The organism is Pseudochrobactrum asaccharolyticum (genome assembly GCF_003314995.1).
Taxonomy (GTDB): Bacteria; Pseudomonadota; Alphaproteobacteria; order Rhizobiales; family Rhizobiaceae; genus Pseudochrobactrum; species Pseudochrobactrum asaccharolyticum.
This window is the reverse complement of record NZ_QNRH01000001.1, coordinates 908,561-923,464: the sequence shown is the minus strand read 5'-3', so window position 1 is coordinate 923,464 and position 14,904 is coordinate 908,561. Positions and strand designations below refer to the sequence as shown.

Here is a 14,904-nt window from a genome sequence, read left to right as displayed (position 1 = left end):
CAGATTATTCGCCCCATTTGGGGCGGAACATCTGATAGACCTCAGCAGTTGTGGCAAAATCCATATAACCGAGACGCGTGACCGGTCTGGACTTGGTGATATCAATCAATCCGTCAACAAGGATTGTCTCATCAATATGCACGCCGACAACCTCACCAATCACCATATAGGCATCGGCAAGGGCGCCATCCCTGCCCTTTAGCTGGCGGATATCCACCGCAACGCATTCCAGCGATGCATAGGCTTCAGCTACGCGTGGTGCCTGAATTTGCTCGCAAGGTGCGGCAGTCAGACCGGCATAATCGAACTCGCTGACGCCGCGCGGTGCATTAACCGATGTTGCATTCATCTGTTTTGCCAGATGTTCGCCTACCATATTAGCGGTAAACTCACGCGTTTCTTCGATAAAAGCCACGCTGTCTTTATAGCCGGAAGAGCTGAACATCAGCAAAGGCGGCGTATCACAGACAATATTGAAAAATGAATAGGGGGCAAGGTTCAAAGCGCCCTCTTTTGAGCGTGTTCCGATCCAGCCGATCGGGCGCGGTGCAACAATGGCCTTGAGCGGATTGTGCGGCAGACCATGGCCTTTTTGCGGCTCATAAAACATCAGAAAATCTCTGTTCTTTTCACTCTAATCGCAAAATCAGCCCTGATACGGGCCCGTATATTCACTCACAACGGATTGCAATTCAGGGCGCGGACGATCCGGCGCTGCGGCTTTTGGCGTGCCGATATGGACAAAACCGGCCACTTTTTCATGAGGCGCAACGCCGAGCAGGCGCTTGCCTTCTTCATCATCGGAATACCAGTTGGTGATCCAGTTGCTGCCATAGCCAAGCGCATTGGCAGCATTGCAAAGCTGCATAGCGCAAGCACCGGAGGACAGGAATTGTTCCCATTCCGGAATACGATGCGTGTCACGCGGGCTGCAAACCACACCAATAACAAGCGGCGCACGAGAGAAGCGCTTCAACTCTTTTTCACGATGGCTGTCGGAGAACTCTTCATTATTTTCCGCAGCGCGCTGTGCAGCACGTTTTGCCAGCATTTCACCGACCTGAATACGCGCATCGCCGCGATAAATGATAAAGCGCCATGGATTAAGCTTACCGTGATCCGGTACGCGGGAGGCAATTGTCAGAATCTCTGTCAGTTCCTCTGCGGATGGTGCAGGCTCAATCAGACCTACAATCGGGGTGGAACTACGGGTTTTAAAGAAATCAATGAGATCCGACACTTTATTTCCTGTTCATTCTGTTCACTGGCACTATAAGCATGTCTTTATTGCTAATTTGCAGCTTTAAAGACAGAGGCCGGATGCAGTTATATGTGTGTTTAATGCAAACTCATGACATTTTAACACTATCAGCCTTGAAAATGCCTTTACAGTGCGGTCAAAGTTTAACGACTGTGACTATGAAATTCAAATGAGTACCGGCTTATGAAATCCCGCCCTGTTCAGCATGCCAGAAAACGATCCGCTCATAGCGCATATTATGCGCAAAGTCGGAGCCTCTGCGCTGCCGCGTTGATTTCAACGAGTCTGATTTTCACCGGTTCGGCACTGGCTCAGGATTTATCCCAGCCGCAGGAGGGGTTCTCCATGCGCGTTGTGCCGGGTGCACAATTTGACAAGCTGCAATTGCCGAAAATCTCTGTGCCTGAAGGCGAAGAACCGGATAGTAGCACACCGCCAACCGGCGCGATTATGTCGCCCGCCTCACCTGCGGCCGGTATTACACCCTATGCTGATCCGCGTGCGCCGCAAAATGCACCACTGGCAAACCAGAATGAATTACTGCTGGAAGCGCAATTGACACCAGACAGCATGCCTCTGGAAAAAGGTCTGGTCTGGCGTGTTTTCTCACCGGAACCGAATGCTGAAGACAAACTGCCGTTGATTGCCACCGCAACAGGCGGCACCGCGAGTTTCTCTCTGCCCCAAGGCAGTTATCTGGTTCATGCCAGCTTTGGCCGTGCGGGTGCGACCAAGCGCATTACAATCCGCAACGCCAGTCGCCATGAGAAGCTGATCCTTGATGCCGGTGGCTTGAAGCTCAGCGCCAAGCTACCGGACGGTAAAGAAATCTCGGATAAATTCCTGCGCTTTTCCATCTATGAGAACGACGATGAAGGCAATGAGCGCTCGCTGATCGTGCCGAATATCAAACCGAATACCGTGGTGCGCCTCAATAGCGGCACCTATCACGTGGTTTCTAATTACGGCAGCGCCAATGCAACAATCCGTGCTGAAATCGTGGTGAGTGCGGGTAAACTGACAGAAGCAACTGTTGAGCATAATGCGGCCGAAGTGACTTTGAAATTGTTGCGTGACGTTGGCGGTGAAGCACTGGCGGATACGTCATGGAATATCGTCAATACCAATGGTGATATCGTTTTTGAAAGCGTGAGCGCCTATGCATCGCTGGTGCTGGCTGCCGGTGATTATATCGCTGTAGCCAAGAACAAAGACCGTTTGTATCAGCGCGAATTTACCGTTGAATCCGGCAAGAATGAAGATGTTGACGTGTTTGCAAAAGCGGAAAACGAAGTCGATAGCGATCAGATTGATTAAAAAGATGGGTGCTGAACGTCAATGCCGGATTATGATGATAAACTCGTTATAAATTGCGCTACATGGTTCGAAGTTGAGGCTGCAATTCATAAGGTTGCTATTCAAAATCCCAATGTTGAACAAAATACGCTTGAAAACGCGTTGCAGTTCGTAAAGTTTGCTACAGAGCGATACCAAGTTCCGAATGAAATATGTTTGGGTTATTGGCCGACAATTCGAATTATATGGTTGTATTCAATACCACCAATAGAAATTGAAATTTTCGATACCCGTTATGAATACTATGCATTTGAGGACAAATGGACTGATATTCAGGAATTTGAAATCATGCCGGATACTTTTCCTGAAGCTCTAAAGTTGCTTCTCGATACGACCATCTCTCATTCAATTAAATTAAATAATCCTGCAATCACATGATTGCAGGATTATTACTTAAATCAATATATTGCATTATATTTTTAATGTTTTGAACTAAATTAAATACCAGCTCCCTGACTAAAGCCCTGCCCTTCATGGGTCAGCGTATTGACGAAGCGGCGGGTGCGTTCTTGTTGCGGTGTGCGGAAGATTGCCTGTGCTGTGCCACGCTCAACAATCATACCATTATCAATAAACAACACATCCTCCGCAATTCGGGAGGCCAGCCGCAGATCATGGGTCACCATAATCATTGTTGTGCCCTCTTTTGCCAGTTGTGCCAGCACATCGACCACCTCACCGGAAAGCTCCGGATCAAGTGCTGATGTCGGCTCATCGCAGAGCAGGATTTTAGGTGATGGTGCCAAAGCACGGGCAATAGCAACACGCTGCTGCTGACCACCGGAGAGCGTTGCAGGCCAGGCATCTGCCTTTTGGGACAGTCCTACTTTCTCCAGCAATTGCATCGCCCGTTCGCGTGCTTTTTGCTTCGGCCATTTCTGAACGGTAATCAGACCTTCGGTAATATTCTCCGTGACGGTACGATGCGGAAACAGCTGGAAGTTCTGGAACACCATACCGGAATGACGGCGGATCAAATGAATATCCTTCTGGCTGGTTTTGCGTCCCAGTTCAAAACTCAGCCTGTCACCGGCGATTTCAATTGAACCGGAGGTCGGTACTTCCAACAGATTGAGGCAACGCAACAATGTGCTTTTGCCTGCACCGGAAGGGCCGATAAAAGCCGTCACACTGCCCTCAGCAATAGAAAGCGAGATATCATTGAGAACGGTGTTGTCGCCGAATTTTTTAACAATATTCTTCAGTTCAATCATCATGAACGGACCTCCAGAAAGCCGCCATAGCGTTTCAGCCGTGCTTCCAGACGGGTTTGCAAATAAGACAGCACGGAGCTGAGCGCCAGATAGAGCAATGCAGCCTCAACATAGAGGATCAGCGGCTCATAAGTGACCGCAACGATACGCTGCGCGACCTGAAACATTTCCGGCACGGTAATGGCTGCGGCCAGCGATGTATCTTTCACCAGAGAGATAAAGCTGTTGGACAATGGTGGTACGGCATTGGGCGCTGCCTGCGGCAGGATTGTGCGGCGCATCGCCTGCCCCCAGGTCATGCCCGTTGCATAGGCGGCCTCCCACTGCCCTTTTGGCACAGCAACAATAACGCCGCGGAAAATCTCGGAGGAATACGCGCCGATACTCAGGGTAAAGCCGATTAACGCTGCCGGAAATGCATCCAGCGTGACACCAAGACTTGGCAGGCCATAGAAAATCAGGAACAGCTGCACCAGCAGCGGCGTGCCGCGGATCAGCCAGACATAGAAATTGACAATTGCAGCTATCGGGCGCGGCGCAAACAGCCTTATGAGCGCTACAAACAGCCCGAGTGTGGTGCCGAACAGAAACGACAGCAATGTCAGCGGAATAGTAAAGATCAGAGCAGCCCATAAAAGCGGCCCTAAAGAGTCAAGCATCAGAGATAAAATGTCAGCCATTTATGCGTCCCCGCTATGTTTGTTGCCCCTCAAGCGGACTTATGTGGTTTCACAGGTTCTGGCCCTCAGCTGCGGGCGCGGAAAGCCGGCGATCTGTGACCGCCGGCTTTTTCCTTTCAAAGTCGCAGTTTTTGAGGAAACTGCTCTTGGGAGAAAACCTTATTTAGAGACGTCTGCACCGAAGTATTTTTCGGAGATTTTGGCATATGTACCGTCGCTTTTGATCTGCTCAAGCGCCTTGTTGACTTCTGCCAGCAGGTCTTCTTCACCCTTGCGCAGCAACACGCCGGAACGGTCAGCATTTTCAAGCTCGGCTGCAACTTCCAGCGGCACATCAGGTTTCTGCTTTTTAAAGTCGAGGAAAGACAGGCTGGCATTAACTGTTGCTTCCGCACGGCCGCTCAGAACCAACTGAACGGACTGGTCAAAACCGTCATTGGCAACGATCTCTGCGCCATATTCACGGGCGATTTTGCCGTAGTTGCTGCTCAGAGACTGGGCGGCTTTACGTCCCTTCAGATCTTCAAACTTCTTGATATCTGTATTACCGGTTTTCACGATCAGCACGGCTTTGGATGCAATATAAGGTTCAGAGAAATTATATTTCTTCTGGCGTTCCGGTGTAATGCCGACCTGATTGATCACGGCATCATAGCGGTTGGCATCGAGACCGGCGATCAGACCGTCCCATTTACCTTCAAGGAATTTGGCTTCAACACCAAGACGCTTGGCGATTTCCTGACCGATTTCCACATCGAAACCAACCAGTTTGCCGTCTTTGTCATGATAGGTAAACGGCGCATAGGTGCCTTCGGTACCGATTTTCAGAACGCCTTCGGCTTTGATCCGGTCTAGCGCCGCATCAGCGAAAGACTGGCTGGTCATAACGCCGGAACCAAGAACGGCTGTCTGCAACACGCCAACTGCAAGAATAGACTTAAACCAGCTCATATTACCTGTCCTTTTTACGAAACCCTTGATTGCAAAGGCTTCTTCCATAATCAAAGAGCACTTATTATCTGTGCCTGACTGTTCTACGGTGCAGTTTGGATATGCAGTCCGTGTTGCGATTAAGATGTCATGACAGGTCGGAACGTCACAGATATATTTGCGCCTGCGGAAACTCAGAATGCAAAAATAAATTCCTAATTTTGAATGCTTGTAGAAAATTTTACTCAGTAGCTAATTTTAGCGGCAATCATGAAAAAATGCATTCTACTGAATTGCTTATTCTCTGCGGTATTTTGCTCAATAATGCGCGAAAGAGCTTTTCGTTGCCTGACGCTTGAAGATTTTTGCTCAAATCAGACTATAATAAAGAAAATCATTCATCTGGGCTTCATCCGCGCATCGCTATAAAGAGCGGGCAATGTATTGAAGCCACTCATTCTGTATCCAGCATCTCAGGAATTTTATCCTATGTCCACGACTGCACAAACAACACCGGTTAAACGCATTCATATTGCAGCAGCAATATTGATGGCTCCGGATAACCGGATTTTGCTGGTGCGCAAAGCGGGGACATCGGCTTTCATGCAGGCTGGCGGGAAAATCGAAAATGGTGAATCGCCGGTGGCAGCTTTACAGCGCGAGTTGCGGGAAGAATTGGGTCTGACAATTGCTGAAGATCAGGCGCATTATGTGGGCGCCTTCTCTGCCCCCGCAGCCAATGAACCGGGCTTTACAGTTGAAGCTGAAATATTCCGCATTGCCCTCAATCAGCCGGTCGCAAAAGCGGCGGAAATTGAGGAAATTGTCTGGGTTGATCCGCTGCAAAAAGTAGATTTGCCACTGGCACCACTCACAGAAAATTATTTACTGCCACTGTGTAAGGAATTTATGCCTGTCACAAAACAATAAACAGATTGCCTGCTTTTAGCCCTAAAACTTCCGTAATCTATTGAAATATAGCAGTTAAACCGATTTCATTATCAGGAGAAACTATGACACATCGTAAAACAGCCGCCCTTCTCGCTTCTGCATTTATTGCGGTTTCTATGGCCGGAGCGCTTTCACAGCCAGCCTTTGCTCAGGAGAAAAATGTGTCAGAAAAACAGCAGACATTCGTTGTCGTCACCGGTGAAGGTGAAGTTCAGGCCGCACCGGATATGGCTATTCTTGATCTGAGCGTTCTGCGTGAAGCAAAAACTGCACGTGAAGCTTTGACAGATAACAACAAAGCAATGTCGAAAGTACTCGGCGCGATGAAGGAAGCCGGTATTGAAGACCGTGATCTGCAGACTTCCGGCGTCAATATTCAGCCGACTTATACCTATCCGAATGATAAAAACGGCCTGAAAGCTCCTAAAATCATCGGTTATAACGTGACCAACGGCCTGACCGTTCGCGTACGTGACCTCAATAAGGTTGGCGATCTGCTGGATAAATCCATTGATCTCGGCGTAAACCAGAGCGGCGGCCTGCGTTTTGTAAATGATGATCCGTCAAAAGCTCTGATGGATGCCCGTAAAAAGGCGATGGAAAACGCCATGGAAAAGGCTAAAATTCTGACCGAAACTGCGGGTGCAAAAGTTGGCCGCGTGCTTGAAATTACCGAATATGTAAACAATGGCCGTCCGATGCCAATGGCGCGCACCAAGATGATTGCAATGGCAGCAGAACCTGCCAGTGACTCCGTGCCGCTTTCCGCAGGTGAAAACAGCTACAATGTGAATGTTACTGTGAAATTCGAAATCACACAGTAATATAAGACACATTATACAACACTCAGAACCCTGCCTTCATGGCAGGGTTTTTTATTGGCACTATGCACTGACACCCGCGTGATAAAACGCATAGCCGTCACGCCCGTTGCGCTTCACCTGATATAAAGCCTTGTCAGCTTCATCGAAGATATCTGTTTCTTCAGTGTCTGCATTTTCGGAATTGCGCAGCGCAATACCAATGCTCACCGTTATGAACACCGGCTTGGTATTCACCGTAATCGGCACCGCTGATAGCTTCTCTTTGATACGCTTCGCTAAGGTTTCAGCCTGTTCTTTAGTGCTGGCGGGCAAAAGAATACAAAATTCATCACCGCCATGACGGCTCATAATTTGCCGGACTTTAAGCAAGGATGAAACAGTCTTGCCAAAATGCTTCAGGATCACATCACCTGCGCGATGCCCCATATCGTCATTGAAACTCTTGAAATGATCTACGTCAATCAGCAGCAGGGCATAAGGCGTTTCATTATCTTTGAACTGCTGATCGGCAAGGCTCAGAACATCATTAAAACGCTTGCGGGTTGGCAAACCGGTCAGATCATCCATACCGGCAAGACGTTCCACTTCCTTACGCAAAGCATCAATCGTGAGGATGAAAAAGCCGAATGTCAGCAGACCGGCGCTGAACTGCATCACCAGAAAATTATAGGCATAGAGAATGAGGAAGTACGAAACGTCGATATCTTTTGCCGATATGCGTAGGGTTAAATAAAGATTGTAAGCCTGACAGGCAATCCCCAGCAAAACTGCAACTAAACAAACATAGGCACCCGGACTTTTGTGGCGACGAGCAGCCAGAAAAATAAACATGCAAACGAGTGCGGCAAGATAGGTCAGGCCATGAACTGCCGCGAGCCATAACCAGTTGCTGTATTCAGCAAGAGCTGCAAACAGACTGATCGACATTATTACAACGAGCTGACGCAAAATGCTGTAGATTTTGATCCCGTAAAAAGCCAGCAGTCCGGTATAAAACAGCCAAAAGCCTGCAATAATCAAAAAATTGCCCGCAACAGCCGGAAAAGCGCCTCCAATGCTATACTGCAAAAGAAGCAATAATGCTCCGAAGCATGTTAGCAGCGATCCTGCCATCCAATGCCTGGCAGCATGGAAATCACGATAAGCAAGCGCAACACCACCCCAGATTACCGCTACAATCGCGGAATTCATGATCAGGATGATGAATAAAGTGTGGTAATCGAGAGTAGGCATAGGAAAAATACAGCTCAGATATTTGCCGGAGATCAGCTTCATATCTGAGAACTGTTTATTTTACATTAGTATAATTTTCTTTTTCCTGAGATTACAAATGTAACGCTGATAAGACAGGCGCTTCATCTTGATTAAGGTGTGCCCTTGTTAATCTGCTCGTTCTCCTGAGTGAAGGCACGCTTAGCCTCTATGAACAGATCCTTTTTAGTATCGCTGGAAAAATTGAGTACGCGTTCAACCGCAGTATCATTGAGCTTCAATACATCGACATCCAGATAATTTCCGGAGCCTGCAGTCAGCTTGGCCACTATCATTTCAGGATTACCGTCTCCGGTGATGTCCGCAAAGCTGATCCGCGGTTTGCCGCTGTCATCAAAAACCGAGCCGTCACGGGGAAAAATCCCGCCGCCGAGATAGTCAATCAACCCGTCATCTTTATAAAGTGCAACTGTATAGCTACCTATTGATGCTGGCTCCAGATCGCCTTCGGAAATTACCGCGACCCGTTTATCCGGTAGTGTCATCATAACGGCATTTTTTGCCGCCGCGGGAAAAGCGAATAAAGTTGAAATACAAAGAGCAGACAATATATGCGCGGAATATCTCATCAGTTTTCCTCACATTCAAAAAATTTAATCAACTTCTTTAAAATGCATGGCGATTAAGACATTGGTATGTTCAGAGACGTCTTAAGGCAAGCCGGATGTGGCTTTTACGGACCCTATTCAAAGCAGCATAATCTGCGCTGTAAAGCCTTGTGGCTGCCCTCTTTATTGCAGAGGACAGCCGTTTGCCGGTTATTCGCCTGCGACAACTACATGATTTGGCAGGGCGAAAATCAGATCAAAAATATATGTAAAGACAAATGTATAGATCAGGAAAAACAGCAGCAAAACTGCTTCCATCTGAAATGCTTTCCAGAAGCCAACAGAATACCAAACCATATAGATCGGAATGATAATCACACAGAGACCGAATTCGAAACCAAAAGCGTGACCTGCACGGACAGCAACGCTACGACCGGCCACCTGTCGCCTCGCCTCCCATTTTTCAAACATCAGGTTATAGGTGTAGTTCCACGTCACTGCGATCAGGGAGATTACGACAGCAATGGGCAAAGAACCCTGCGCGTCACCGCCACTCAACAGCATGAGCAGCAAGGTTGATGCAACAATCGCGATAATTTCAAAAATGGTAACATAGATAATGCGCCGCTTTAACGGCGATAGAACGAACATCGTCAGCTCCTCAGCTAGCAAATCTAACTTACGAGCCGGCACGCCCCGGCACTAATATAAATGAGAAAAATCAGCAGATCGCGGTTTTCCTATCTGCGAAAGGGAGAAATAAGCATCCGTTTCTGACAAGTCAACCTTTGAGCCTGAATTGCTTCCCTAATGACCGAAATGCAATGCGGTGATGTGCTCGCCATAAACACATCACCGGATAACTTGGATAGCAGAAAATCAGCTAGAGCTGCCCGACCGGTGATAGGTCACCTGCGGATATGGGATATTAATATCTCCATGCTCGAAAGCAGCTTTCACCTGTTCTGTTGTTGTATTGCTGACAGTGAAATAATGAGCGGATTCAATCCAGTAACGGCAGCTGATCACAACGGAACTATCGGCCAGCTGCGATACGAAATATACCGGCTCGGGAGTTTTCAGAACGCCCTTCTGGTCTGAGATAATTGTTTTGATAATGCCAAAAGCTTTCTGAACATCATCTTCATAACCAATGCCAACCTTAAAATCGTGCATACGCACTTTATGGCGGCTGTAATTGGTGACCGGCGTGTTCCAGAGCAGTGAATTCGGCGCCATAACGAAAAGCCCGTCATAGGTTTTTAGTTCTGTCGAAAATAGTCCGATTTCAGTGACAGTACCGGAAATAGCACCTGCATTGACAAATTCACCAACTTTGAACGGGCGCAGCACAAGCAGCATAATGCCTGCCGCAATATTTTGCAGTGTGCCCTGCAGCGCCAGACCAATGGCCAGACCTACGGCACCCAATGCAGCCAGAATAGACGCGGTCTGAATGCCGAACTGCCCCAGTACCATAACCAGCACAACGATCAGAACACCATAGCGAACAGAAGCGCTCAGAAAGCCGATCAGCGTATGGTCAAAACCTTTCAGCTTCGACAGTGATTGACGGGTCCATTTTGACAATGTACCGGCGATAACCCAGCCGACACACAGGATAATGATCGCGCCGATCGTGGATAAGGAATAGCTTAAAACGAGATTGGATATTTGAAGCGCAAGGGCATTCGTGCCTGCAATAAATTCTGCTGTTTGTTCCTGCATTTTTCAACTTCAATTTTATCTTAATGATTGCAATGAAATGCCTAAATTACACTTTAGACATACACAAAATAGCGCTTTCATGTGTTTAGACAAGGCGCAATAAACTGCCTTGTAAGGGTTTCATACAATCAAAATAAAATTGCGAACTTTAAACCAAGTCTCCGGTTTTAACTGCTCACGGATCGTGAAAATATATTGATAATCAGAACACCGGCAATAATGCAACCCAACCCGACCAAAGCGGCAAAGTCGAGTTTTTGCTGATACCAAATCCACGATATCGCAGTAATTAAAACAATGCCCATGCCAGACCATATGGCATAGACAATGCCGGCTGGCATAACCCGCATAGGGAATGACAAAAGGCCGAAGGCTGCCACATAACCGACAACCACAATCAGGCTCGGAACCAGTCTGGTAAAGCTTTCCGAGCGCGCCAAAGCCGTTGTTGCTATGACTTCTGCCACAATGGCGGCAGCCAAAAGAATGTAGTTCTTTAACAAAGCGCACCTTTTATCAGACACGGGATCTGGCTGGCATATGATTTAAACTTTCAAAAAAGTAAGACAATTCTTCTGCATATCATCACAGTTTCTCTGCACAACGTGAAAGATGCTGCATTATTGGAAGTTGTCAAATTAACTGGCAATACTCATGTCTGAACGGACATTATTTCATAAACATAACTGGTAAGGATCACAGCTTGGTCTTTTGTAAGCTCTCGTGCCTCATTAAGTGTAAAAACCGGAGGTAATCATGAGTGATACATCTTTAGCATTTATCGCCATAATAACTATCACTGCAATCGTAGCGATCTTAATGCAACCCTTCTAGATACAAGCTGCTTATTAAACGGGAACTCCGGTTTCATCACAAATATGACGGCTGCATCGCATTCGTTTCTGCTGTTTAGTGCCAACCGATTTGATCGAGTTTTAATCTATCCGGTGATTTTCTCAGGAACTCTATGGACATCTCTGCGTTCCTTTAACTGAAGGTATTAACTTATGAATTTAATTTATTGGGATGAAGCTGTAATTATTAATATTGCAGACGGTATCACGCATTCGATTGGTAATATTGCTGATGCAGAAAATTTCATGCTCTCTCAGTGGGAGCGGTTTGATCTGGATAGTATGGGAAAAGCCATTACAGCCTGCCTTACATGCTCGCATGATAGTGTAAGCACACAAAGTGCACGATTAGCATTTGAGCAAGCCGCTGAAATTTCCGGTCTATTAGCATAGAGTTTCAACCTTCTCGAAACAATCATATAGCATCAAAGATTTTCATTTTTTAATGCGGTAATCAGTCATTTTCAAAGCCGTTTTAAACTCGACTTAACTTCAGAGGAAATGCATCTTGCGCTCAATGATTCACCTCGGAGCATGGAATGAAACGTCTTTTAATAGCGCTCGCCTGTTTAGCCGCTATCGGAGTATCAAATGCGAGTGCAGATACACTTGCTGTCGATAAAATAGACCTTGATATAGAGAGCTATTTGCAGCGGATATTATCCGGAGAAGATGCTGCCTGCTACGAGCATATTGTGAGTGCCCTTGTACCCAAATCGGAGCGCTCAGAATATTATCTGAGATTTGAGGACACCAATCAGGAAACAGCTATCGAAGTTGGTTCTTACGATTCCAGCTATCTTTATACCTGTATTGGCGGGAGATTATTATCGTGGGACACAGGTGAAAGCACCGTTCTTAAAGATTTCAATTAAGTCTTTTGACCCCAATTTCATGGCCTAAATCGCATATCTCCTCTTTTATACCGGCAATATGCAACTGCATGACGATATGGAACCATTCTGTGTCTGTCACGTTGGTTTAAATATTTATGTCTGTATGGAGGTAAAAAACGTGGCAATCACCCGTAAAGAAGAAGAGCGTGCATTGAATGCAGATGAGCTTGCACTCGTTGACAAAACACGCCATCCGGCACTTCAATCCCTACCTGATGCTGATTTAAACTCATTGGTAAAGCTTCTCAGAGAGCGACGCGAAAAAGCCAAAACTCAGGCACATCAAAGACGGCGTGAAATCAGAGGTAAGGCAGCCCCGAAAGGCAATGCTGCATCAAAAGCGGATGACGGCTCAAAAACGAAGCTCAGTGTTCTGGCGATGGCAATGCGTCGTACCAATGCTGAAGTTGTACGTCGCCGTCAGATGGCGGCCAAGCAGGAACTCGTGGAAAATGCACAGCATGCTCTGGAATTAAAGCAGCATGCTGAAGCAAACAAAATTCCGTTTAATACGCGTCATGCTCATGAAGGAATGCGTAACATTCCCAATAAACAAGCCAACAGTCTTATCAACCCGATGGAACGTGGGCGACAGAAAAAAGCTGCCGGTGTTGCTCAGGCGAAGCGCGATCACAGGCAAGCGACCGCATCATAAATCCTGTTTGGGCTAAGATAATGAGAGCAGGTGCTTTGTGCTTTATATATGTAAAGCATTACCATCCGGTCGCCCTGCTCTCTCAGCTATGAACAAAGATAATGCTCAGTCATTGCACGATAAAGTATTGTTTTTACTGATCCAGTCGAGAATAGCTGAGCTGTTCAATGCCCCCAGGAACCGTGCCAACTCGCGCCCTTCTGCTGAAAAAAGTAACAATGTCGGAACAGATGCGATGCCAAGAGCAGTCAATGTTTGCGATTCACTAACAGCGTTGAGTTTGACCACGCGCACATTTTGACCGATTTCGGCTGCAACATCATCCAGAGCGGGTGTCATAGATTTGCAAGGCGGGCACCATGGCGCCCACACATAAACGAGAATAGCGGTCTCGTTCTCACGGAGCATAGTGTTCAGTTCAGTAGAGCTGACTTCTGTCGCCTCATACTTTAGTGGGGGGCTGGTGAGCATGATAGTTTCCTCAATTTTTGTGTATCTGCAGACCTCTTTGAACTGCTCTATCGCGTCTCATTTCTCAGCGCAGGCCTTCATGTCTTTATCATCTGAATGTTTGCACTGCACATTTAGATGTACTTACGACAGCGTTTCAGATTTTCAATAGTTAATAAAAATTCAGATATGAAATGAACATTGATCGGGCATCCGCTCCTGATATTCAGCCGTTCGCCTGCACATTTTCAGGGTAGCATCTATCTAGTACTCATAAATATACATACTTAAATTAGGAGTATGAATGTCAAAGAATATTAGCATACGTAAATTTTTACCGCCTGCAATTAATGCTATAACAGCGTAGTCAGGCAGTATAACTGCACCAATATTTGCTTTGTAAAACGACTTGTATCAGATACGAAAACGGCCTGTAATTCAATTCCAGCGGTAAACCTCCCCCCTCCAGAGAGTTTGAGAAGTGTATTTTTTAGAATCAGAGACAGCGTAAATGACAATAACCAAATTTTTAAGCACTATTCTAGCTATCAGCGCGCTCTGGCTTGGCAGCATCTCTCCTGCAAGCGCAGAAGCTCCGTCCGCCAACATTGTTCGTATGAATGAAATCCTTGAATGGTTTGTGGCACAACCCACTCCACCACGATTGTCTGAACCAGATCAGAAACCAAAACTTTTAAAGCTGTGGACTGATAACAGTATTTGGGGGCCCAATGGATTAACACCCCAAGAATTAGCCACATTGAACCGAATGACAGCGGAAATAGATCAATTGTACATGCAACACTCTGAAAGCAGGTTGACGCTTGATCATGAAGCTCAAAGATTGAACCTTGTAAAATTTCAAGACGAAGTGATTTTAAATTTTCTTCTCTTCATAAAAACTCAGATGATGTTTTTAGAAACTGCCGAAGTTTTTGCCGCTGCGGTGCCGACAACAGAACTGAAAACTGTGCGTACCAAAATATTAATGATGCTTGGTCGCACTCAAATGTATCTTAGCGAGCCTCATTTAAGCAAAGGAAACCGCAATCAGATTATGCAAGCGCTCACTGATAATGCCACTTTGTTGGGGGCCACATTTGGCAATGAGGAGCGTAAAAATCTAGTGTCCGTGTTGCGCAGAAAAGCACGTGTTCAACCTGACGTTCAAAAAGACTTTATGAACTTCCTCAAAGAAATGTACAACGCACCATGCAATGCAATTTGCGAGGCAAAGTGACCTTAATAGTGCATCCTCTGTATGGGAGTTATTAAAAAACGTCCG

19 protein-coding genes are annotated in these 14,904 nt (G+C 46.7%); 8 read left to right on the top strand and 11 right to left on the bottom strand.

Translation table 11 applies throughout. From position 1 onward, the window contains the following. Window positions 1-4: 4 nt before the first annotated feature. Entirely contained in the window at window positions 5-610 is a 606-nt protein-coding gene (locus DFR47_RS04340) for a flavin reductase family protein (RefSeq protein WP_113943082.1), read from the bottom strand. A 36-nt stretch (window positions 611-646) separates the two neighbouring features. Next, entirely contained in the window at window positions 647-1,240 is a 594-nt protein-coding gene (locus DFR47_RS04335) for a nitroreductase family protein (protein ID WP_113943081.1), read from the bottom strand. A gap of 291 nt (window positions 1,241-1,531) precedes the next feature. Here DFR47_RS04335 and DFR47_RS04330 point away from each other — a divergent pair, with 291 nt between their 5' ends. Both DFR47_RS04330 and DFR47_RS04325 read left to right on the top strand, forming a co-directional pair. After that, window positions 1,532-2,578: a hypothetical protein gene (locus DFR47_RS04330; RefSeq protein WP_147245484.1), complete on the top strand. Its 1,047-nt coding sequence runs from the start codon at window positions 1,532-1,534 to the stop codon at window positions 2,576-2,578. A gap of 21 nt (window positions 2,579-2,599) precedes the next feature. Further along, window positions 2,600-2,995 carry a hypothetical protein gene (locus DFR47_RS04325; protein ID WP_113943079.1) on the top strand — a complete coding sequence of 132 codons (396 nt, stop codon included), beginning with the start codon at window positions 2,600-2,602 and terminating at the stop codon, window positions 2,993-2,995. 59 nt (window positions 2,996-3,054) lie between these two features. On the opposite strand, the gene DFR47_RS04320 is transcribed toward DFR47_RS04325, so the two are convergent. The 3 genes from DFR47_RS04320 to DFR47_RS04310 all read right to left on the bottom strand — a co-directional run bounded on the left by DFR47_RS04320 (window position 3,055) and on the right by DFR47_RS04310 (window position 5,462). Beyond that, entirely contained in the window at window positions 3,055-3,831 is a 777-nt protein-coding gene (locus DFR47_RS04320) for an amino acid ABC transporter ATP-binding protein (protein ID WP_113943255.1), read from the bottom strand. After that, entirely contained in the window at window positions 3,831-4,511 is a 681-nt protein-coding gene (locus DFR47_RS04315) for an amino acid ABC transporter permease (protein ID WP_113943078.1), read from the bottom strand. Before DFR47_RS04315 ends, DFR47_RS04320 begins: the two co-directional genes overlap by 1 nt. A 159-nt stretch (window positions 4,512-4,670) precedes the next feature. Further along, window positions 4,671-5,462 carry an amino acid ABC transporter substrate-binding protein gene (locus tag DFR47_RS04310; RefSeq protein ID WP_113943254.1) on the bottom strand — a complete coding sequence of 264 codons (792 nt, stop codon included), beginning with the start codon at window positions 5,460-5,462 and terminating at the stop codon, window positions 4,671-4,673. Between the two features lie 468 nt (window positions 5,463-5,930). Between DFR47_RS04310 and DFR47_RS04305 the strand changes: the two genes are divergently transcribed. Both DFR47_RS04305 and DFR47_RS04300 read left to right on the top strand, forming a co-directional pair. After that, a complete protein-coding gene (locus DFR47_RS04305) occupies window positions 5,931-6,371 on the top strand; it encodes an NUDIX hydrolase (RefSeq protein ID WP_113943077.1) in 441 nt (146 codons plus the stop codon). Window positions 6,372-6,454: 83 nt separating this feature from the next. Next, complete coding sequence (locus DFR47_RS04300; protein WP_113943076.1) at window positions 6,455-7,216, top strand: SIMPL domain-containing protein; 762 nt, start codon at window positions 6,455-6,457, stop codon at window positions 7,214-7,216. Between the two features lie 60 nt (window positions 7,217-7,276). Here DFR47_RS04300 and DFR47_RS04295 read toward each other — a convergent pair whose 3' ends face one another. The 5 genes from DFR47_RS04295 to DFR47_RS04275 form a co-directional block, all read right to left on the bottom strand. Then, window positions 7,277-8,491 (bottom strand): GGDEF domain-containing protein, encoded by a 1,215-nt coding sequence (locus tag DFR47_RS04295; RefSeq protein WP_113943075.1) that lies wholly within the window; start codon window positions 8,489-8,491, stop codon window positions 7,277-7,279. A gap of 89 nt (window positions 8,492-8,580) precedes the next feature. Continuing rightward, entirely contained in the window at window positions 8,581-8,976 is a 396-nt protein-coding gene (locus DFR47_RS04290; RefSeq protein WP_170137435.1) for a PliI family lysozyme inhibitor of I-type lysozyme, read from the bottom strand. A 270-nt stretch (window positions 8,977-9,246) separates the two neighbouring features. After that, the gene (locus DFR47_RS04285) at window positions 9,247-9,687 is read right to left on the bottom strand and encodes a PACE efflux transporter (protein WP_113943073.1); all 441 of its coding nucleotides are present in this window, start codon (window positions 9,685-9,687) and stop codon (window positions 9,247-9,249) included. Between the two features lie 228 nt (window positions 9,688-9,915). Further along, window positions 9,916-10,764 (bottom strand): mechanosensitive ion channel family protein, encoded by an 849-nt coding sequence (locus tag DFR47_RS04280; protein WP_113943072.1) that lies wholly within the window; start codon window positions 10,762-10,764, stop codon window positions 9,916-9,918. 167 nt (window positions 10,765-10,931) lie between these two features. Then, the gene (locus DFR47_RS04275; protein WP_113943071.1) at window positions 10,932-11,267 is read right to left on the bottom strand and encodes a DMT family transporter; all 336 of its coding nucleotides are present in this window, start codon (window positions 11,265-11,267) and stop codon (window positions 10,932-10,934) included. 504 nt (window positions 11,268-11,771) lie between these two features. Between DFR47_RS04275 and DFR47_RS04270 the strand changes: the two genes are divergently transcribed. From DFR47_RS04270 to DFR47_RS04260, 3 genes are all read left to right on the top strand, one after another. Then, window positions 11,772-12,011: a DUF982 domain-containing protein gene (locus tag DFR47_RS04270; RefSeq protein WP_113943070.1), complete on the top strand. Its 240-nt coding sequence runs from the start codon at window positions 11,772-11,774 to the stop codon at window positions 12,009-12,011. A 146-nt stretch (window positions 12,012-12,157) separates the two neighbouring features. Then, the gene (locus tag DFR47_RS04265) at window positions 12,158-12,493 is read left to right on the top strand and encodes a hypothetical protein (RefSeq protein ID WP_113943069.1); all 336 of its coding nucleotides are present in this window, start codon (window positions 12,158-12,160) and stop codon (window positions 12,491-12,493) included. 139 nt (window positions 12,494-12,632) lie between these two features. Continuing rightward, a complete protein-coding gene (locus DFR47_RS04260; protein ID WP_113943253.1) occupies window positions 12,633-13,169 on the top strand; it encodes a hypothetical protein in 537 nt (178 codons plus the stop codon). 105 nt (window positions 13,170-13,274) lie between these two features. Here DFR47_RS04260 and DFR47_RS04255 read toward each other — a convergent pair whose 3' ends face one another. After that, window positions 13,275-13,640 carry a thioredoxin family protein gene (locus DFR47_RS04255; protein WP_113943068.1) on the bottom strand — a complete coding sequence of 122 codons (366 nt, stop codon included), beginning with the start codon at window positions 13,638-13,640 and terminating at the stop codon, window positions 13,275-13,277. Between the two features lie 490 nt (window positions 13,641-14,130). Between DFR47_RS04255 and DFR47_RS04250 the strand changes: the two genes are divergently transcribed. After that, window positions 14,131-14,859 carry a hypothetical protein gene (locus DFR47_RS04250; protein ID WP_113943067.1) on the top strand — a complete coding sequence of 243 codons (729 nt, stop codon included), beginning with the start codon at window positions 14,131-14,133 and terminating at the stop codon, window positions 14,857-14,859. Window positions 14,860-14,904 lie beyond the last annotated feature (45 nt).

Coding starts and splice junctions, on each gene's coding strand:
- DFR47_RS04340 (WP_113943082.1), bottom strand. CDS start 610: ATGTTTTATGAGCCGCAAAAAGGCCATGGTCTGCCGCACAATCCGCTC.
- DFR47_RS04325 (WP_113943079.1), top strand. CDS start 2,600: ATGCCGGATTATGATGATAAACTCGTTATAAATTGCGCTACATGGTTC.
- DFR47_RS04320 (WP_113943255.1), bottom strand. CDS start 3,831: ATGATTGAACTGAAGAATATTGTTAAAAAATTCGGCGACAACACCGTT.
- DFR47_RS04315 (WP_113943078.1), bottom strand. CDS start 4,511: ATGGCTGACATTTTATCTCTGATGCTTGACTCTTTAGGGCCGCTTTTA.
- DFR47_RS04310 (WP_113943254.1), bottom strand. CDS start 5,462: ATGAGCTGGTTTAAGTCTATTCTTGCAGTTGGCGTGTTGCAGACAGCC.
- DFR47_RS04305 (WP_113943077.1), top strand. CDS start 5,931: ATGTCCACGACTGCACAAACAACACCGGTTAAACGCATTCATATTGCA.
- DFR47_RS04300 (WP_113943076.1), top strand. CDS start 6,455: ATGACACATCGTAAAACAGCCGCCCTTCTCGCTTCTGCATTTATTGCG.
- DFR47_RS04295 (WP_113943075.1), bottom strand. CDS start 8,491: ATGAAGCTGATCTCCGGCAAATATCTGAGCTGTATTTTTCCTATGCCT.
- DFR47_RS04290 (WP_170137435.1), bottom strand. CDS start 8,976: ATGATGACACTACCGGATAAACGGGTCGCGGTAATTTCCGAAGGCGAT.
- DFR47_RS04285 (WP_113943073.1), bottom strand. CDS start 9,687: ATGTTCGTTCTATCGCCGTTAAAGCGGCGCATTATCTATGTTACCATT.
- DFR47_RS04280 (WP_113943072.1), bottom strand. CDS start 10,764: ATGCAGGAACAAACAGCAGAATTTATTGCAGGCACGAATGCCCTTGCG.
- DFR47_RS04270 (WP_113943070.1), top strand. CDS start 11,772: ATGAATTTAATTTATTGGGATGAAGCTGTAATTATTAATATTGCAGAC.
- DFR47_RS04265 (WP_113943069.1), top strand. CDS start 12,158: ATGAAACGTCTTTTAATAGCGCTCGCCTGTTTAGCCGCTATCGGAGTA.
- DFR47_RS04255 (WP_113943068.1), bottom strand. CDS start 13,640: ATGCTCACCAGCCCCCCACTAAAGTATGAGGCGACAGAAGTCAGCTCT.
- DFR47_RS04250 (WP_113943067.1), top strand. CDS start 14,131: ATGACAATAACCAAATTTTTAAGCACTATTCTAGCTATCAGCGCGCTC.